The following is a 17161-nucleotide window of genomic DNA, read 5'->3' on the forward strand; positions in this document are numbered from 1 at the left end:
ACCACGGGGTGGCGGCACAGCAAAAACAACCAATCAATAAAACAATTGGTATCAACAAACTTGGCACACTATTGAGTTCTCAAACAACAGACACACCCGGCACCACCCAAACCAACGTTCAGGATCGCTCCGGAGCAACTTTTCAAACTTACCCGATCCCCCACCCCAACGCAAATCCATCTTCCAGGACCCACTCGGAACAAGAAACCACCCCACCAACAATCCAGCGCCCTAAAGAGCAACCAGAAACTGGCCTTGAAATTCGGGGGATTCGCCACCCGCGGTACCCAGCTCTTCGCTGTCTCCCTCGCGGCGACTTAGAAAACAATACACCCCCACCACCCCACCCGCAAATCCACCACCACCCCCACCCCACACCCCCAAAAACCCCCACAACACAACGAAAAACACACCACACGGACACCAAAACCGGCCTCCGCCGTCGTAAACCCAATTTGTGTGCTGCCCCACATTAGGCGGCGCAAAAGCGAGGCCGCGTTAAAGCACAAAAAGGCCGGCAACCACATGGTTGCCGGCCTTTTTCAAGCAGCTGGATTCAGCGGGACTGAATTACCAGGAAGACTTGGTGATGCCCGGGAGTTCGCCCTTGTGGGCCATGTCGCGGAAGCGGACACGGGAGATACCGAACTTCTGGAAGGTACCGCGGGGGCGGCCGTCGATGATGTCGCGGTTACGCAGACGGATCGGGGACGCGTTGCGGGGCAGCTTCTGCAGGCCCAGGCGGGCTGCTTCGCGTGCTTCGTCGGTTGCGTTTTCGTCAACCAGGGTCTTCTTCAGCTCGAGGCGCTTTGCGGCGTAACGCTCAACGATGACCTTGCGCTGCTCGTTGCGAGCAATCTTGGACTTCTTAGCCATTGTTTAGCGCTCCTCTCGGAATTCGACGTGCTGGCGGATCTTGGGGTCGTACTTCTTCAGGACCATGCGGTCCGGGTCGTTACGACGGTTCTTGCGGGTTACGTAGGTGTAACCCGTGCCCGCGGTCGACTTGAGCTTGATGATCGGACGTACGTCCTTGTCCTTAGCCACTAGAGCTTCACCCCACGAGCAAGAATGCTGGCGACGACCGCGTCGATGCCGCGCACGTCGATGGTCTTGATGCCGCGTGCAGAAACCTGCAGCGTGACATTACGGCGCAGGGACGGAACCCAGTAGCGCTTCTTCTGGATGTTCGGATCGAACCGACGCTTGTTGCGGCGGTGCGAGTGCGAAATGCTGTGCCCAAAGCCCGGCTCGGCCCCGGTCACTTGGCAGTGTGCTGCCATGACTTCTCCTCAAGAATTGAAAGTAATGATCCGCATATCTGCTGCTGGACCATGCTGCTAAGTGCGACCCAAAAGTGAAGAAGGGCAACGGTTAGTCACGCAACTTGAGCCCCTAACTACCGGCCGCCCTGGAGAAAATTACCGGGCCACCGGAGCAATTGCGCACGCTCCGCGCACTTAGCGCCTACCAAGTCTACGAGTTCGCGCAATTAAAGACCAATCCGGCTCCCGCAGGGTGTATAAGGGGCGCACGACGGCGGCACCTGCCCGCGGCGCTATAGCCGGGTCAGCGCGGGGTACTTGGGCGAAAGGTTGTCCCCCGAGGACTTGCCCGTCACCCGCCGCATGACCCAGGGTCCGGCGTATTCCCGGAGCCACTGGGCATTGGCGCGCAAGGCTTCGCTGCCGCTCAGTTCGGGGACCGGCGTCATCGGCGGGATGTCGATGGAGTGGTCGTACTTGAGCACCTCCAGGACGCGCTTTGCCATGTTCGCGTGGCCGGCGGCGGACATGTGCATCCGGTCCCGGGCCCACATCCCCCAGTCGTAGTACTCGCTGAAGCGCCAGTAATCCACCAGCAGCGCGCCGTGGTCGCCGGCAATGCCGCGGACCAGCTCGTTGTAGATGGCGGTGCGCCCGCGCATGGTGCCGAAAACCTTGGAACCGCGCGCGTCGAACCCGGTGAACATCACGATAGTGGCGCCCGTAGCACTCAACCTGCGGATGCCGTCGTCGTACTCTCCGAGAAGGTCGTCGATATCGATCCGGGGGCGGAGGATGTCGTTGGCGCCCGCGTAGATGGTCACCAGGGTGGGCTTAAGTTCGACGGCGGCGTCCACCTGCTCTGCCAGGATCTGGCGGAGTTTCCTCCCGCGGATGGCAAGGTTGGCGTACCCAAAGCCGGGATCCTCGGCTCCCAGCCGTTCGGCCACGCGATCCGCCCAGCCGCGGACCCCGTTCGGGCGGGCAGGGTCGTCATCTCCCACGCCTTCCGTGAAGGAATCGCCAAGGGCCACGAACCGGGTAGTAAAGTCCATCCGGATAGTTTGCCACCCGTTGCCGGGAGCAACCAAGCAGCGGCGCGGAGGCTAGGTTTCCCGCAGGATCCAGTGGTCGTCGTCGAGACGGCCCACGATCTTTTCCCCGATTCGGGCCAGGTCCAGCACGTCCTGTTCAGAAAGGGCGTCGAGGAAGAGGTTCCGCACGGTCTCCACGTGGTCCGGCGCGAGCGCCACGATGGTGTCCATCCCTTCCGGAGTGAGGTGCGCAATGGTGACGCGGGCATCGTGCGGGTGCGGCCGGCGCTCCACCCAGCCACGCTTCTGCAGCTTGGTGACCACGTGCGAAAGCCGTGACAGTGATGCACTGGTGCGGGCGGCGAGTTCGCTCATGGGCAGGAACCGCTCCTCGGCCTCGGACAGCATTGCCAGCACGGTGTAGTCGAAAAGCGAGAGCTTCCCTGCGGCGTGCAGCTTGGTGTCCAGGGCGGCGGGAAGCAGCGTGTTGATGCTGACCAGGGCTAGCCAGGCACGGCGTTCGTCGGGGTTGAGCCAGCGCGGTTCAGTCATCCGTCCATTCTACGATTGATCCTTCAAGCGCTGGCGACAGGCCGGTAGGCTGGGCGCATGTATGTTGTCTCCCTGAGCTACCGGGTTCCCCAGGACATCGTCGATTTCCACAATGACGCCCATATCGCGTGGCTGCAGCAGGCTTTCGACGACGGGGTGTTCATCGCTGCCGGGCGCAAGATTCCGCGCACAGGCGGGCTGCTCCTGTCCCAGGCGGACCGCCCGGTACTGGACGCGGCATTGGCCAAGGATCCGTTCTACGTCAATGGCGTGGCCGACTTTGAGGTCATGGAGTTCCACGCGGGCCGCGTTGCTGCCGGGTTCGAAAACCTGCTCGACAGCTAACGTCCGGCCTCCCTCGCGAGCTGGGCTTCCCGGGCCACTTTCTTCATCCCGCCCTTGCGCGGCACCTTGACCGGCTGCGGCCAGCGCGGGGTCAGTTCATCACCCAGCGTCACCCCGCGCAGCTTGCGTCCGAACAGCGGCAGTACCCAGTCGTGCACCCACTGGCGCTGGTGCCGTTCCCATTCGCGCAGGCTCAGCCGGGTGGGAGGCTCCCAGTCCTTCGGCCGGATTTTGTGCGGCACGCCCAGCTGGTCCAGCACCTGCCCGGCAAGATATTTGTGGCCCGCCTTGGACATGTGCAGGCGATCCGAATCCCACATCCTTCGGTCGTGAAAGGCATCCAAGCACCAGTAATCCACCAACACGGCATCATATTTCTGCGCAATTTCTCGCACGCGCCGGTTGTAGAAGGCGTTGCGCTTCTTTAGGGGCTCCAGCAGGGCGGATACCTTCACGTCGAAGCCAGTGAACAGGACCAGCACCGCGCCCGTTTCCGCCAGCGTGGCCACCAGTTGCTCGTAGTCGGCCATGAGCGCGGCCATATCGGTTTTCAGGTCCAGGATGTCGTTGCCGCCGGCGTACAGTGTGATCAATGACGGCCGCATGGCCAGCGCCGGTTCCAACTGCTCCTCGATGATGTTCCGAAGCCGTTTGCTGCGGATAGCCAGGTTGGCGTACTTCCACCCGGGCTGGTGCCTCGCCAACTTGTCCGCTACACGGTCAGCCCATCCCCTGACACCGTTGGGCATGGCCTCGTTCCGGTCCCCGACGCCCTCCGTGAACGAATCCCCCAAGGCGACGAAGACCCGGCGGCCAGTTTGGGGAAGCAATGGTTCGGGAGGCACCCGCCCACGGTAGCCAATCAAGCCAAAGGACGGACGACGGCGGGGTGAACAGTTAGTGCGGGGGTCAGGCCCGGGCGGGGCGGCACACGCGTCAGGATTGCGCTTTGCGCAGGCCCCAGCCGGTCAGCCCGCGGGGTTTGTAGACCGAGAGCAGCAGGGCCAACACCAGCAGGACGAGGCCTCCGGAGGCGTGGAGGATGGAGGAAGAGCCCGGCGTGTTGCCGTGCGGACCGCCTGCCTCAGGGCCGCGGTGCCCGAACCCCTCCATGAACACCAGCAGCACCGCCGTTGCCACCACCGTGATCAACAGTTTGGCCAGGACCCAGTAATGCCGGACCAAGCCCCACGGCGTGACAAGCGACTGCAGTATGCCTGTCATCAGGGAGGCCAAGCTGAGTGGCACCAGGACCGTCCACCCGATTGTTTCCATGATTGAAAAAGCCGCTTGCTCCGCCTCCGGATTGGCCGACCGTCGCGTGCCTGCTGCGACCGCCAGGAATGCCAGGACTGCACCGATCCAGCCCACGGAGACGGAGATGTGCAGGACCAACAGGCCCTTCCGGAGCTTCTGCCCTACAACCATCGGGCGGCGGATCCGTTGATGGCCAGCCCGTGCGCGGCCGACCCATGCATGGCAGGGCCGTGTTGCACCGGCCCATGGCCGCTGAGCAATGCCACCCCCGCCAGGACCGCCAACCCTGCCATCACGATCAGCGAAATCTTGACCCAGCGCGGCAACGGCGGGGACTGCCGTCTTTGGCGGGGGTTCTGCTCCTCCATGCTGGTTTCCTTTGCTGGGGCCGTCCCGCTGGGCAGGCGGTAAACAGTTTATCTATACAGAGTGTAACTCCATAGACATGGTGTCGCCTACCGGTCAGCCCGTACACTTAAGCGTGCCCAAGCTGTGGAGTGAAACTATGAGCGCGCATAGGACTGCAGTGCGCGAGGCCATCCTGGACGCTACTGTGTCGCTGGCGGCGGAACACGGCGTCCTGTCCGTCACTATGTCGGACGTGGCAGCATCGGCCGGCGTCAGCCGGGCCACGCTCTACAAATACTTCCCGGACGTCCAGTCCATCCTGCAGGCTGAACACCACCGTCAGATGGCCGGGGAACTGGAGCAGCTGCATTCCGTCAAGGCTGCGGGCGGAGACCCCCGCCGGCAGCTCGAACAGGTGCTGCGCATCCACGCGATGGTGGTTCACCGGCACCACGACAGTGCCATCGCGGCAGTGCTGCAGCAGTCCGGCGCGCTGCAGCACAAGGAACAGTTCCTGGAAGTGATCCTCCGCAAGGCGGCCGACGACGGCACAATCCGCACCGACATTGCCCCGGCCGAGCTAACGCGGTTCTGCCTGCACGCCCTGGCCGCAGCAGCGCAGGCCGGTTCCGAAGCGGAAGTGGACCGGCTGGTCCGGCTCACCCTGGACGCCCTGGAAGCGTCCGCGCCCCGCTAAAGCTGAGAGAGCGCCGGGGGTAAATGCACCAGGAGTGATAGAGCGTCAGAGTTCGGCTTTGCCCCTGCGCCAGTAGCCCATGAAGGCCACCTGCTTCCGGTCGATGCCCACGTCGCGGACCAGGTACCGCCGCATGTCCTTGATGACACCGGCCTCCCCCGCAATCCAGGCGTAGAACGGCATCGCGCCGGCTGGCATGTCAGGGTTCTTGGAGGCGCCAATCGCTGCCGTGTCCATCCGCGCGGGCGTCTCCCAAAGGATGTCCACGTCAACGTTGACATCCTCGGGCTCTGGCCCCGCACCGCCGTCGGACGCTTTGATCCCCACCCAGCCGGGCACGGGGACGGCCTTGCGCACGGCCTCGGACAGCAGCTCGCCGTGCGGGCGCGAACGGCCGATCCGGGCGCCGCGGGCCAGCCAGATGATCTCAATGTCCGCGGCGGTCTTCAGCTCCTGGAAGTCGCCGGCCTCGGGAACTTCCAGGAACGCGTGGCCGGTCATGTAGGGCGGCAGGCTCTCGAGGATTGCAGAGATGGCAGGGACGGCGGTCTCGTCGCCGGCCAGCAGGACACGCTGCGCCAGGCCCGGCCGCCATTCGATGCCGGAGTAGATCTCCGCCGTGACACAGTGCGCGGCGCGGTTATTGGGGCCGATGATGGTGATGGCGTCCCCGGGCTTTGCGTCAAGCGCCCAGTTGGCCGCAGGCCCGCCGTGGCCCTCGTCATCGAAGTGCATCACGAAGTCCACGTCGATCTCCGGGTACACCCCGTCCAGGCGCGCCTCGCGGACCGTGTAGGTGCGCATGGAACCCCGCACTGCCGGGTCCATGGCCAGCCACTCCCGGTACCAGCCGGCCTGCGTCATCTCGAATGCAGGGAGCGGCAGGGGGCTGCCGTCGCCAGCGAGGGAAGGGATCATCAGCTTGATCCGCAGGTCCAGCGTCCCGCCGTGGACACCGAAGTCGCGCAGCGAGTAGCCGCCGAACGTGATCCGCCGGAAGTTGGGGCTGAGCTGCCGGACCGAGGACACTGTGACCTCGAAGGCCAGGGTCATGGGCTCGGTGTTGATGGCCTGTGCGGAGGCGACTTCGCGGGTCTTCATGAAACGAGCTCCAGTTCAGTGGCAGGGACGTGATGGCGGCCGATGGGGACAACAAGCGGGGTTCCGGTCACCGGGTCCGGGATCACGCGGGATTCCAGCCCGAAAACGGTGCGGACCAATTCTTCGGTGACCACTTCGCGGGGGCTGCCGCCAGCCACCACGGCGCCGCCCTTCATGGCGATGACGTAGTCCGCGTAGCGCGCCGCGAGGTTGAGGTCATGCAGCACGATGGCCACGGTGGTGCCGCGTTGGCGGTTCAGGTCCGTGATGAGGTCCAGGACCTCCACCTGGTGCGCCAGGTCCAGATAGGTGGTGGGTTCATCCAACAGCAGGACGTCGGTCTCCTGTGCCAGGGCCATGGCAATCCATACCCGCTGGCGCTGGCCGCCGGAGAGTTCGTCCACGTCGCGCTCGGCGAGGGCGAGCGTTTCGGTGGTCTCCAGCGCGCGCTGCACGGCAGCGTCGTCCTTCTCGCTCCAACTACGGAAGAAGCCCTGGTGCGGGTACCGGCCGCGGCCAACGAGGTCCCGGACCGTGATGCCGTCCGGCGCCGTGGGGTGCTGCGGCAGGAGGCCCAGGGTGCGGGCGAGTTCGCGGGCAGGCCGGGCGTGGATGTCCTTGCCGTCCAGGGTCACTGCGCCGCCGGCGGGCTTCAGGAGCCGGGAGAGGCCGCGGAGCAGGGTGGACTTACCGCAGGCGTTGGCGCCCACGATCATGGTCACCTTGCCTTCCGGGATCTCCACGGAGAGCCCGTCCACCACGCAGCGCTGGTCGTACTTCAGCGTCAGGTCCTTGGCGTTGAGAACTGCCACGTCAGGCGTCCTTTCGGTTGGCGGTGACCAGCAGCCACAGCAGGAAGGGGGCACCGAGAGCGCCGGTGATGACCCCCACCGGCAGGACGGTGCCGTCCAGCAGCAGGGGCGCCAGATTGGCGGCGAAGTAATCCGCAGCGAGGACAATGAGGGCGCCCACCAGGGCCGACGCCGGAAGGCTGGCTTTCCCGGTGGCGCGCCTGGCGATGGGGCCCGCCAGGAAGGCGACGAACGCGACCGGGCCGGCTGCCGCCGTCGCCACCGCTGCCAGGGCCACCGCGATGACCACCAGGGCCAGCCGCGCGGCGTTGACCCGGATGCCCAGGCCTGCCGCGGTGTCGTCCCCGAGCTCGAGGATGCGCAGCGGGCCGGCGATCACCGCGACGGCGGGAACCAGGAGCAGGAGTGCAAGGAACAGGACGCCTGCGCGGTCCCAGCTCGCGGAGTTCAGCGAGCCGTTCAGCCAGACGAGTGCCTCCGCCGCGGTGCGGATATCGGCGCGGGTCATCAGGAAACTGACCAGGGCATGCAGCGCCGCCGCGATCCCGACGCCGGCCAGCACCAGCCGGTTGCCGGCCGCCATACCGCCGGTTCCGCCGCGCATGGCGCCGCCGCTGGAGATCGCGTAAATGAGCGCCGCCACGGCCAGGGCACCACCGAGCGCTGCGCCGGACACCACGGCGCCGGACGCGCCGAACACCACGATGGCGATGACTGCTGCCGCACTGGCCCCGTAGCTGATTCCGATCACGTCCGGGCTGGCCAACGGGTTGCGCAGCAGCGTCTGGAACAGGGCGCCGGCCAGGCCGAAGGCAACGCCGATCATGGTGGCGATGACCGCGCGCGGCAGCTTGTTTTCCATCACGATGAAGCTGGCGCCGGGGATTTTGGGCCCACCGGTCAGGTGGTTGACGACGATGGTGAAGAAGTCCGGAACGGTCACCGTATAGCTGCCCAGCAGCACGGACGCGGCGAACAGGACCACGACGCCGGCGGCCAGCAGCGCGGTCCTCCCGCCTCCGCGCCGTCCCCCGCGTTGCTCTATCACCTTTGGTGCTTTCGGGCCCGTTTTAGCAGCCGTATCTGATAGAGCAACGGCGGGGGGTGCAGTGGGTGCGGGGGTTGAGGGGCTCACAGTCCGGCTCCCTTCCCGCGGCGGACCAGCCACACGAAGACGGGCGCACCCACCAGGGCGGTCATGATGCCGGCGGGGACCTCGCCGGGGAGCAGAATCACGCGGCCGATGATGTCCGCAGCCAGAAGCAGCGCTGGCGCGGCCACCAGCGAGAACGGAAGGATCCAGCGGTAGTCCGGGCCGGTGAGGAACCGGACGGCATGCGGAATGACCAGGCCAACGAAACCGATCGGACCGGCCAGCGCAGTGGCGGAGCCGGCCAGCAGCACGATGCCCAGGGCAGTAACCGCCCGGGCCAGGCCGACGCGCTGGCCAAGGCCCCGGGCGATGTCGTCACCCAGGGCAAGGCTGTTCAGGATGCGGCCGGTCAGCAGCACGATCAGCGCGCCGACGGCAAGGAACGGCAGGCCGGGGAGGACCACAGACCAGTCGCGGCCGGCCACGCCGCCCACCTGCCAGAAGCGGAACCGGTCCAGGGTGTCCTGGCTGGACACCAGGATGACGTTCATCAGCGAGTACAGCCCCGCACTCAGCGCGGCACCGGCCAGCGCCAGCTTCACGGGGGTGGCGCCTTCCCTGCCCAGGGAGGCCACCAGGTAAACCACGACGGCGGCACTCGCCGCGCCCGCGAACGCGAACCAGATGTAGCCGGACAGTGAGCCGACGCCAAAGACGTAGATCCCGGTGACCACAGCCAGCGCGGCACCGGCGTTGACGCCCATGATGCCGGGGTCGGCCAGCGGGTTGCGGGCCACCCCCTGCATGGCAGCGCCCGCAAGTCCCAACGCACCGCCGGCCAGCAGGCCAAGGACGGTGCGGGGAATGCGGGCATGGACTACGGCATGGTCCCCGTTGTCCGGATCAAACTGGACCAGCGCCTGCCACACGGTGGCCAGGGACAGGTCCCGGGCGCCGATGGCCAGGGATGCCCCGGCCAGGAGCGCAAGTACGACGACGGCGGCCAGCAGCCAGGCGGCGCGGTTGCCCCGTGCGGGGGAGCCGGCGCCGTCGGGGCGTCGAGACGTGACGTCCCGCCGCTTTCCCGGCGCCAAAGCGCCGGGATCTCGCGCCTCGCTGCGCGCCGTCGTCGTACTTTGCGTCATGGAACTGTTACTTCACGGCATCCGCGGCGGTGGCCAGCTGCGGCAGGAACGTGTCCAGGGACCACGGCAGGCTCAGCGGGGAGGAGGCCGAGATGGACAGCGTGAGGGTGTTGTCCGAGTCGGCCACCAGGGCGCCGTCCTTGATGGCGGGGATCTGGCTGAGCAGCGGGTCGGCCTTGATGGCCTTGGTGGTGGAGGAGTCCGGAACCCAGGTCACGAAGACGTCGGATTCAAGTTCGTTGGCCTTTTCAGCGGACCAGGGAAGGAAGAATTCCTTGGAACCCTTGGACTTCTCTTCAACGACGGGCGCAAGCTTCATGCCGATTTCGCTAAGGAAGCGGGGGCGGTTGTCGTTGGCGGTGTAGACGTTGACGCCGTCGCCCTTGGCAGGCTCCAGGTTGCCGTAGATGAAGCTCTTGCCCTGGATCTGGGGGTACTCGGCGACCTTTTCCTTGATGGTGGCCTCGGTGTCGGAGATCAGCTTGGCGGCTTCTGCTTCCTTGCCCAGGGCTTTGCCAATGATGGAGGTGGAGTCCTGCCAGGAGGTGCCGTAGGCCAGCTCGGGGTGTGCCACCACCGGGGCGATCTCGCTGAGCTTCTTGTAGTCCTCTTCGGTAAGGCCGGAGTAGGCGGCCAGGATGACGTCCGGGTTGAGCTTGGCGACCTCGGTGAAGTTGATGCCGTCAGCCTCGGAGTACTGGGCCGGGGCCTTTTCGGTACCGAAGCCGGCGCCGAGCTTCTCGAGGACTGCGTCCTTCCAGGGGGTGGAGCCCTTGTCGTTGCCGCCCCACTCGTTCTTGGGGACGCCTACCGGGACAACGCCCAGGGCGATGGCGACATCGTCATTAACCCAGGAAACGGTGGCAACGCGGGTGGGCTGCTTCTCGATGGTGGTCTCGCCGTAGACGTGCTCGATGGTCACGGGGAACTGCCCTTCGCTGCCGGTTTCGGCAGGAGCGGAGGACGCCGGGCCCGTGGAGCAGGCGGAGAGGGTGAGTGCCGCTGCGGCCAGGACGGCCGATGCCTTGCCGGCCGACTTGAGCAGCGTGCGGCGGGTGGCGCTGAGGCCGGGGAAGAGGGGGGAAGTCACGGAACTCCTTAGGTGAATGATGCGAACCTAAGTAAGGCTAGCCTAGCCTCTGCTCTATTACGCAACGTTAGCGTAACTTAATACCCGATGTGACGAAGCCCACCCCCGACGCTCTCTCAGTTAACGCTGAAAAATCCCGAACCCTCTCTCACCGGGTGAGAGAGGGTTCGGGGAAAAGCGACATCAAGTGAGAGAGCGTCCGGGGTCAGCGGAGCACGATGTCCACCGGGTTCGCCTCGGACCGCCACGCCCCCTCGTCGCCCGGGCGGGGACGGATGACCGGGGCCGTGAGCACGCCGGAGCGGTTGGTGCGCTTGTCCCGCAGGATTTCGGTGACAGAGCCCAGGTGCCGGGACAGGTCGATGACGTTCTCCGGAGCGGCCAGCAACAGCTGGAACCCGAACTCGTGCAGCGCCTTGATGCCGGCGCCAGCAAATTCCTCAGAGGCCAGCACGAACGCCTCGTCCATCATCACCGTGCCGTACGTGGTGAAGCCCTGCTCGGCAATGCCCAGCTGGTAGCTGAGCGCCGCGGCCATGATGAACGCGGTGAACCGCTGCCGTTCGCCGCCGGACATGGAGCCAGTGTCCGCGTGCATGAACACGTCGGTCTTGCCGCCCACCGCGCGGTGTTCCTTGCACTGGATGAACAGGTGTCCGCGCACGTCCAGCACCTCGGCCCGCCACCTGCGGTCCTCCGGCGCCTGCGAACCCAGCCGTTTGACCAGGGTTTCCAAGGACTTGTAGCGGGCGGTGAGCTCGGCGTCGTCGTCGCGGTCGGGGGCGGCCGCGTCAGTCTTTGGAACACGGGCGTGCCGGGCCTTCAGCGCGTTCTGGATGGCGTCCTTGAACTGCTTGGCCGTGGCCGGCAGCGTCTGCTTGATGTCCAGTTCCAGGTAGCTGCCCTCGTGGAAGTTCACCTCGGACAGGATTCCGTTCAGGGGAAGGATGCGGCTGGTGATGGAGCGGCGTTCCTCGTCCAGCAGGTGCAGGAGCGTGCTGAAGGATTCGTGCGTGCGCTGGTTGAAGAACTGCCGGAACTCGGCTTCCTGCGCGGGCAGGCCGTCGTTGACGATCGCGTGGTACCGGCCCTCGAACTCCCCCGCGGCGCCGATGGTGGTGCCATGGTCCGCGGAAATCGCGCTCCCCCAGTCCCGAACGAACGCTTCGAAAATGCGCGTCAGCCGCTCGGCGGTGGCCTGCCCGCGCGACTCCGCCGCATGCGTTTCACCGAGGAGTACGGTCCGCACGCGGTTAGCCAGGTTGTCCAGTTCGTGCATCTCCGCCACGTCGCCGAAGTCCGCAAAGTAAGGTTCCAGCGCGGCAACGGCAGCGTCCGACGGCGGTGCATCAGCCAGGCGGCCACGCGCGGCTTCCAGCAGCGCATCAGCGGTGGTGAGCTCCCGGTCCAGGGCCTTGTATTCGCTCTGCAGGACGGCCGCGGCCTCGGTGCTGGCCTGGTGTTTCTGCCGCACTTCATCGATGGCGGCGCGCAGGGGTTCAAGGTCTGCCTGCGCCGCCAGGGCATCCTTCAGCCGCTGCTCTATCCGCACCAGTTCCTTGGCCGCCACGACGGCCGAGACCTGGTCCCAGGTCCGTTCGTCCTCGGCGATCCGCCGCAGGGCCTCGAGCTGCCGGCCCATGCCCTGGTGCGAGTCCTCGCGACTCTGCGCCAGTTCGGCAGCCTTGGCCACTTCCTGCCGAAGGTCCTCCACCTGACCGGCCACCAGCTCCAGCTTGGCGGCGTTGTCGAAGCCCAGCACGTAGTCCTGCCGGCTGGTGAAGCGGTCGTCCTTTTCCACCGTATGGCGGTTCCGCTTGACCACGCCGCCAAGGCTGAGGCCCTTGTCCAGGCGCGCCAGCTCGTCCGGATCCTCCACGCACGGATACGCGAAGTCCAGGGCGACCCGCTCGCGGACCCAGGCACCGGCTTCAGCAGCCGAACCGGTGGCGAGGATGTCCAGCTTGGTGAGCAGGTCGCCGTCATGCGCTTCCTCCACGGCGAGCGCACCGCCGGTGAGGGGCTTGGAGATGTCCACCGCCCGCAGCGCGCCGCGGATGTTGTGGCCGTTCAGGTACCGGGTGACGGCGGCGAAGTGCTCGCCGGGGACCAGCAGGGTGGTGGCCAGGCTGCGGAGGGCGCGCTCGGCAGCGGGGCGCCACTGTTCCTCCCCCTCGGCAAGGTCCATCAGTTCGCCGGCGAAGGGCATCCGGTCCTCCGGTACGCCCGTGGCGGCGGCGATCGCGGCACGGTTTTCAATGCTCGACGGCGGCAGCAGGGATTTGCGCGTCTTCAGCGAGACGAGTTCCTGCTCAGCCGCGGCAAGTTCGCGCTTGCGGGTTGCGTGCGCGTCGAAGGCCTCGAAACGGAGCTCCTGGAGGGCGTGCGAATCGTCCCTGAGTTCGGCGGACCGCGCGGCGGCCTGTTCGTGGGCCTGATCCCAGCCTTCCGCTGTCCATTCCAGCTGCAGGCCGGCGTCGGCGAGCGCCTGCTGCGCGGATTCCTCCACCTGTTGGCGGAGCCGGAGGCCCACCCGGGCATTCTCGAGGGCCTGTTCGATCGCGGAAATGGCGTTGCCGCCCTGGTTGTTGTAGTCCGCTTCGAGCTGGCGCAGCTCCTTAGCCAACCCGTCCCGGACGGCTCGCTCGGCGCCGAGTGCCTTGGCCTTGGCCTGTGCCAGCTCCTTGAAGCGGGCCAGTGTCTTCTGGTGCACGGACACCGCAAGCTGCTGCCGGTACGACTCGAACGCTTCGCCGGTGAGGTCGCGGAGCCGGTTGGCGTCCAGCAGGGCCTGCGCGTATTCGCGGTTCAGGCCGGGAACCGGGGCCAGCTGGTCGCGCTGCTGCCGGACATCCTCCAGCCGCTGCCGGATGGACATAAGGTTGCTGAACTCCTCCACCACGTCATCGGCGGCGGCGAGGGTGGCGGGCGCGTCCAGAACCTGGTCGCGGAAGAAGGTGTTAACGCTGCCGCCCAGGCCCTTGCCCGCCTGGATGACGCGCAGCAGCGGCAGCGCCTGGTCCGAGTTGATGCCCAGCAGCCGGCGGAAGCGTTCCGCGAAAGCCTTGTGCACGTCAAACACCTGGGCGTTCGGGAACACCGCCTCCAGGGCAGCCCTGGTAAACCGCTTGTCCGCAATCCCCTCCAGCGCTTCGAGGTCCAGCGGCGCGTTGTCGATGAGGTAGAACCGGCCCACGCTGGATTCGGTGCCGTTCTTGGGCAGGTCGAACAGCGCAGACACCGTCACCCGGGTGCCGGCGGCGTTGTCGAACGTGAGGGCGACGGCGGACCAGGTGGCCCCGGGGCGCTGGAAGGCACTCGCCGAGCCTTCTCCCACTGCCTTGTCGCCCACCTTCCCGCGCATATACGTGAAGGTGGTCCTCTTGTCCTCCACAGCCCCGCCGGCGCGCTGGGCGGCAGCTTCGTTGGACCGGGGACGGGCGTCAAAGACCCGCAGCATCGCATCAAAGAGCGTCGACTTGCCCACCCCGGAGTTGCCGGTCAGCAATGTGCCGTTCCGGTCCACGTGCATGGTGTGGGCACCGTGGAACGTGCCCCAGTTGACCACCTGCACCAGCGCCAGGCGCATCTGGCCCGGGTTGATGGCCTCGCCCAGCGGCAGCATGCTCGCGATCGTCACTTCGTGGCCTCCGCTTCGTCGTCTTCACCCTGGCCGTCGAGATCAATAAGGGGCTCTGTTCCTGTGAGGTCTGTTGTGGCGGCAACGAGGGCTTCGATCTGTGCCGGGATGTCGCCGATGTTCTCGAACGGGAGGGCCAGGGGCAGGGCGTTGGAGATGGTGTAGACGTCTTCGAGCCCGGTGGGGAGGAGGAGCTGGCGGGCCAGCAGCTTGCTGATGGCGCGGGTGACCACGTCCGAATCGCGCAAGGCGTCCTGCTGGCCGGCGGGCTGGTAGTGCGCCACGAGATCGGTGATTTCCTCGCGGGTCACGGTGGGGTCCGTCTGCGCGGTGACGTGGCGGTCCAGGAGCAGGCGCAGTCGGAGCAGGACGATGGTCTCCACCCGGCTCAGGGCACGCTGCTGGCGCAGGATGCTGGAGCGGGCGCTCGCGCCGATCGCGTCCGGGTCCACCGGCCGCAGCACGGCAATTTTCCGCTCATGGTCCAGCTGGAGGGCAAGGAACAGCTCGGACAGGCGGCTGCGGAGGATCACCTGGTTGTCCAGGAGCACGGTCCACAGCTTCTCGTCCCGGCCGCCGTCGATGTAGGGGCCCTTGAGGAGCCTGACCAGCGCCTGCCGCACCTTCATGGGGAGCACCCCGGTGTCGCCCGGGAACAGCGCGGCGCCGTCAACGAAGGTGTCCCGCGGCGCAGGTGCGGCGTGCCGCTCCGGGGGCGCCGCCGTCGTAATTTCTTCAGTCATCAGAATCCTTTGCGAGCGTGACCACCGGAAGGTAGGCCCTGCGGGTGGTGCCGTCAATCTGTTCAAAGTCCACGCCATCCCAGGCATCCCGGCTGAAGTCCGCCCCGGCGTGCAGGGCGTGCGAGAGGAGGCCGCGGATGGTGTTGATGTGCTGCTCCTCCGGCGGTAGCTGGGCCCAGGCCTCCGCGAGCGTGCCGGCTCCCGCCATGGCCGCTCGGATCACCTCCGGCTTGGCCTTGGCGGTCCTCGGCGAGCGCACCCGGTCCGAATCGCTGAAGGCAATCGGATCAGCAAGCCTGGGCGGGGCGGCGAACTCGTCCGGGTCGAAGAGCTTGACCATGGAGAGGGACTCGAACGCTGCGTTGTAGAGGACCGGGCCGGCCACCAAGGCAGGCCGCTCGCGCTCGTAGGGAAGGGATCGAATGGCCTGCTCGGCCTCGCGCAGGACCTGGCGGAGACGGACGGACTGGCGGAAATCGTCGCTCTGGACGTAGGTGTTCAGACTTTCGCTGAGCTTGCCGTAGATGCGCTGGATCTGGCTGTGCTGCTGCCGGAGTTCCGCCACCAGGTTCTTGAGGGTCTCGCGGTCCTCCGCTGAAAGGTCGTCCGCGAACTGCCGGCCCAGGACCTCGCTGATCGCAGACCGGAAGCGAAGCTGCTGCTGCGGATCCTCAAGGAAGGCCGCGAAGGACCGGAAGGTCCTGCCCTCCGGGCTTTGCCGCAGCCGCTTGTCCGCCTCCAGCACCTGCGCCATCGTGGCACCCTTGGTGAGCGATTCCTCGATGATCTGGTTGCGCAGCCCGCCCACCAGCTCCTCGATCCGGTCACGCATCTTCTTGTAGTCCGCCGGAAGACTCGCGGCCAGGTCCAGGATGTTCCCGGCGGCTTCCACGGCTTCATCATCATCGAGCAGGCCGTCAAATTCGCCGCTGCTGATGTCCTGGATCAGCTGCTGCCGCTCCTCGATCTCCTCTTCCAGGGATTCGAGGCGGGCGCTTTGATCCGGGTTGGTTTCGTTGGCCAGCTTCTCCACGTCCCCCAGCAGGGTGCCCAGGCGGGAACCGTTGAGGGTGGACCGGTCGCTGGAGAGGCTGTCCAGGAAAGCGAGCACGCGGGCGGCGGGCTCGGTGACCTCGTAGACGATCTGGCCGGACTGATTGCGGCGGGTGAGGAACTGCCTGCGCGTCCATTCGTCGCCGAACGCCTTCCCGTTGGCCCCTCCGCCCAGCGCGGGCTCCTGACGCCGGAGCTCCTCGAGGAAGGAGTCGACGTCGGCATGGAACTCCTCGAGCGGAAGCTGCGGCCGGGTGCGGGTAAAGGAGGCCTGCAGCACCGCGATGACCCACGGCGCCGAACGCGTCAGCGCCCACGCCGGCCCCTTCGTGAGGAGTTCGAGGTCCCTGAGCCGGGCGCTGATGGCGTCAGCGGATGACCTGGCGGAGCGGGGCACGCACTCTCCTCGGGCTGGTTGGGGGGTTCGGTGGTCCGGCGGCGGCGGAAAACTGCCACCCTCAAGGTTAACGCAGTCCACCTAAAGCGGTGGGGGCCGCGACCCGGCCGTGACCTACCCGGGCGTAGTGTCTCGATCCCGTATCAACAGCCCCGCCGGGTCTTTTGGCTCTGGCTGGCGGCGCGGCCCGCACCTACGCTTCTGCTACTGATTCCGGCCAAAAAGCAGCCATCACACGTTTCGCAGCAGGGGGAATAATGCAGTTCGATCTCAGCGCACTGGAAACCGCGACCCTGGTGTTCATCGCGACCCTGGTCTTCGCAGCCGTCCTGGCCATCTTCGTGCTCACCGCGGCGCTCGCGGCCATGCTGCTGTTGGGGCTGGGGAGGCTCGCCTGGGCGGTGGCCGCAGGCATGCTCCTGGCGGTGGTGCACGGGATCAACGCGGGCTGGGAGATCGTGGCGCGGGCCGCCGTCGGATTTCCCTCCCGGACTTCGGCCAGCGGTGCCCGCGAGCCGGTCCCGGCCCCTAGCACGGGTACCTACCCGCGGGTAATATAGAGAGACAGCTGAAGGGTTCTCCAACCCGG

Annotated in this window: 19 protein-coding genes; 3 read left to right on the forward strand and 16 right to left on the reverse strand. The window is 66.5% G+C overall.

The genetic code is table 11. The features are described 5' to 3' along the window. Positions 1-570: 570 nt before the first annotated feature. The 5 genes from rpsN to ACFWIX_RS11205 all read right to left on the reverse strand — a co-directional run bounded on the left by rpsN (position 571) and on the right by ACFWIX_RS11205 (position 2851). Complete coding sequence (rpsN, locus tag ACFWIX_RS11185) at positions 571-876, reverse strand: 30S ribosomal protein S14 (protein WP_009358853.1); 306 nt, start codon at positions 874-876, stop codon at positions 571-573. Positions 877-879: 3 nt separating this feature from the next. Beyond that, the gene (gene rpmG / locus ACFWIX_RS11190; RefSeq protein ID WP_013602737.1) at positions 880-1047 is read right to left on the reverse strand and encodes a 50S ribosomal protein L33; all 168 of its coding nucleotides are present in this window, start codon (positions 1045-1047) and stop codon (positions 880-882) included. Continuing rightward, positions 1047-1283: a 50S ribosomal protein L28 gene (gene rpmB / locus ACFWIX_RS11195; protein ID WP_015938871.1), complete on the reverse strand. Its 237-nt coding sequence runs from the start codon at positions 1281-1283 to the stop codon at positions 1047-1049. Before rpmB ends, rpmG begins: the two co-directional genes overlap by 1 nt. Before the next feature lie 275 nt (positions 1284-1558). Continuing rightward, entirely contained in the window at positions 1559-2320 is a 762-nt protein-coding gene (locus tag ACFWIX_RS11200) for an SGNH/GDSL hydrolase family protein (RefSeq protein WP_377216197.1), read from the reverse strand. 51 nt (positions 2321-2371) lie between these two features. Continuing rightward, positions 2372-2851 (reverse strand): MarR family winged helix-turn-helix transcriptional regulator, encoded by a 480-nt coding sequence (locus ACFWIX_RS11205; RefSeq protein ID WP_377216198.1) that lies wholly within the window; start codon positions 2849-2851, stop codon positions 2372-2374. A gap of 57 nt (positions 2852-2908) precedes the next feature. Between ACFWIX_RS11205 and ACFWIX_RS11210 the strand changes: the two genes are divergently transcribed. Next, a complete protein-coding gene (locus ACFWIX_RS11210; protein ID WP_377216199.1) occupies positions 2909-3196 on the forward strand; it encodes a YciI family protein in 288 nt (95 codons plus the stop codon). On the opposite strand, the gene ACFWIX_RS11215 is transcribed toward ACFWIX_RS11210, so the two are convergent. The 3 genes from ACFWIX_RS11215 to ACFWIX_RS11225 all read right to left on the reverse strand — a co-directional run bounded on the left by ACFWIX_RS11215 (position 3193) and on the right by ACFWIX_RS11225 (position 4821). After that, complete coding sequence (locus tag ACFWIX_RS11215; protein WP_377216200.1) at positions 3193-4041, reverse strand: SGNH/GDSL hydrolase family protein; 849 nt, start codon at positions 4039-4041, stop codon at positions 3193-3195. The genes ACFWIX_RS11210 and ACFWIX_RS11215 overlap by 4 nt on opposite strands. 91 nt (positions 4042-4132) lie before the next feature. Further along, positions 4133-4624 carry a DUF2269 domain-containing protein gene (locus ACFWIX_RS11220; RefSeq protein WP_377216201.1) on the reverse strand — a complete coding sequence of 164 codons (492 nt, stop codon included), beginning with the start codon at positions 4622-4624 and terminating at the stop codon, positions 4133-4135. Then, on the reverse strand, positions 4615-4821 hold the full coding sequence (locus tag ACFWIX_RS11225) for a hypothetical protein (protein WP_377216202.1): 207 nt from the start codon (positions 4819-4821) through the stop codon (positions 4615-4617). The genes ACFWIX_RS11220 and ACFWIX_RS11225 overlap by 10 nt, the downstream gene beginning before the upstream one ends. 137 nt (positions 4822-4958) lie before the next feature. On the opposite strand from ACFWIX_RS11225, the gene ACFWIX_RS11230 reads away from it, so the two are divergent. Continuing rightward, entirely contained in the window at positions 4959-5498 is a 540-nt protein-coding gene (locus tag ACFWIX_RS11230; RefSeq protein ID WP_377216203.1) for a TetR/AcrR family transcriptional regulator, read from the forward strand. 45 nt (positions 5499-5543) lie between these two features. Here ACFWIX_RS11230 and ACFWIX_RS11235 read toward each other — a convergent pair whose 3' ends face one another. The 8 genes from ACFWIX_RS11235 to ACFWIX_RS11270 all read right to left on the reverse strand — a co-directional run bounded on the left by ACFWIX_RS11235 (position 5544) and on the right by ACFWIX_RS11270 (position 16572). After that, the gene (locus ACFWIX_RS11235; RefSeq protein WP_377216204.1) at positions 5544-6599 is read right to left on the reverse strand and encodes a siderophore-interacting protein; all 1056 of its coding nucleotides are present in this window, start codon (positions 6597-6599) and stop codon (positions 5544-5546) included. Beyond that, complete coding sequence (locus ACFWIX_RS11240) at positions 6596-7411, reverse strand: ABC transporter ATP-binding protein (protein ID WP_377216205.1); 816 nt, start codon at positions 7409-7411, stop codon at positions 6596-6598. The genes ACFWIX_RS11235 and ACFWIX_RS11240 overlap by 4 nt, the downstream gene beginning before the upstream one ends. A 1-nt stretch (position 7412) precedes the next feature. After that, a complete protein-coding gene (locus ACFWIX_RS11245; RefSeq protein ID WP_377216206.1) occupies positions 7413-8459 on the reverse strand; it encodes a FecCD family ABC transporter permease in 1047 nt (348 codons plus the stop codon). Positions 8460-8542: 83 nt separating this feature from the next. Further along, a complete protein-coding gene (locus ACFWIX_RS11250) occupies positions 8543-9649 on the reverse strand; it encodes a FecCD family ABC transporter permease (RefSeq protein ID WP_377216207.1) in 1107 nt (368 codons plus the stop codon). A 7-nt stretch (positions 9650-9656) separates the two neighbouring features. Further along, positions 9657-10739 carry an iron-siderophore ABC transporter substrate-binding protein gene (locus ACFWIX_RS11255; protein WP_377216208.1) on the reverse strand — a complete coding sequence of 361 codons (1083 nt, stop codon included), beginning with the start codon at positions 10737-10739 and terminating at the stop codon, positions 9657-9659. Between the two features lie 205 nt (positions 10740-10944). After that, a complete protein-coding gene (locus ACFWIX_RS11260; RefSeq protein ID WP_377216209.1) occupies positions 10945-14379 on the reverse strand; it encodes an ATP-binding protein in 3435 nt (1144 codons plus the stop codon). Beyond that, on the reverse strand, positions 14376-15122 hold the full coding sequence (locus ACFWIX_RS11265; protein WP_377216210.1) for a DUF4194 domain-containing protein: 747 nt from the start codon (positions 15120-15122) through the stop codon (positions 14376-14378). The genes ACFWIX_RS11260 and ACFWIX_RS11265 overlap by 4 nt, the downstream gene beginning before the upstream one ends. After that, positions 15115-16572: a DUF3375 family protein gene (locus tag ACFWIX_RS11270; protein WP_377216211.1), complete on the reverse strand. Its 1458-nt coding sequence runs from the start codon at positions 16570-16572 to the stop codon at positions 15115-15117. The genes ACFWIX_RS11265 and ACFWIX_RS11270 overlap by 8 nt, the downstream gene beginning before the upstream one ends. 257 nt (positions 16573-16829) lie before the next feature. Between ACFWIX_RS11270 and ACFWIX_RS11275 the strand changes: the two genes are divergently transcribed. Next, complete coding sequence (locus ACFWIX_RS11275) at positions 16830-17132, forward strand: hypothetical protein (RefSeq protein WP_377216212.1); 303 nt, start codon at positions 16830-16832, stop codon at positions 17130-17132. The last annotated feature ends 29 nt before the right edge of the window (positions 17133-17161 follow it).

Origin of the sequence: Pseudarthrobacter sp. NPDC058362, from assembly GCF_042723515.1 — a bacterium.
GTDB lineage: Bacteria > Actinomycetota > Actinomycetes > Actinomycetales > Micrococcaceae > Arthrobacter.

What these genes read in the sequence shown, in the direction of transcription:
- ACFWIX_RS11210 (WP_377216199.1), top strand. Translation starts at nt 2,909, where the DNA reads ATGTATGTTGTCTCCCTGAGCTACCGGGTTCCCCAGGACATCGTCGAT.
- ACFWIX_RS11235 (WP_377216204.1), bottom strand. Translation starts at nt 6,599, where the DNA reads ATGAAGACCCGCGAAGTCGCCTCCGCACAGGCCATCAACACCGAGCCC.
- ACFWIX_RS11225 (WP_377216202.1), bottom strand. Translation starts at nt 4,821, where the DNA reads ATGGAGGAGCAGAACCCCCGCCAAAGACGGCAGTCCCCGCCGTTGCCG.
- ACFWIX_RS11200 (WP_377216197.1), bottom strand. Translation starts at nt 2,320, where the DNA reads ATGGACTTTACTACCCGGTTCGTGGCCCTTGGCGATTCCTTCACGGAA.
- ACFWIX_RS11275 (WP_377216212.1), top strand. Translation starts at nt 16,830, where the DNA reads ATGCAGTTCGATCTCAGCGCACTGGAAACCGCGACCCTGGTGTTCATC.
- ACFWIX_RS11230 (WP_377216203.1), top strand. Translation starts at nt 4,959, where the DNA reads ATGAGCGCGCATAGGACTGCAGTGCGCGAGGCCATCCTGGACGCTACT.
- ACFWIX_RS11205 (WP_377216198.1), bottom strand. Translation starts at nt 2,851, where the DNA reads ATGACTGAACCGCGCTGGCTCAACCCCGACGAACGCCGTGCCTGGCTA.
- ACFWIX_RS11250 (WP_377216207.1), bottom strand. Translation starts at nt 9,649, where the DNA reads ATGACGCAAAGTACGACGACGGCGCGCAGCGAGGCGCGAGATCCCGGC.
- ACFWIX_RS11220 (WP_377216201.1), bottom strand. Translation starts at nt 4,624, where the DNA reads ATGGTTGTAGGGCAGAAGCTCCGGAAGGGCCTGTTGGTCCTGCACATC.
- ACFWIX_RS11265 (WP_377216210.1), bottom strand. Translation starts at nt 15,122, where the DNA reads ATGACTGAAGAAATTACGACGGCGGCGCCCCCGGAGCGGCACGCCGCA.
- rpmB (WP_015938871.1), bottom strand. Translation starts at nt 1,283, where the DNA reads ATGGCAGCACACTGCCAAGTGACCGGGGCCGAGCCGGGCTTTGGGCAC.
- rpsN (WP_009358853.1), bottom strand. Translation starts at nt 876, where the DNA reads ATGGCTAAGAAGTCCAAGATTGCTCGCAACGAGCAGCGCAAGGTCATC.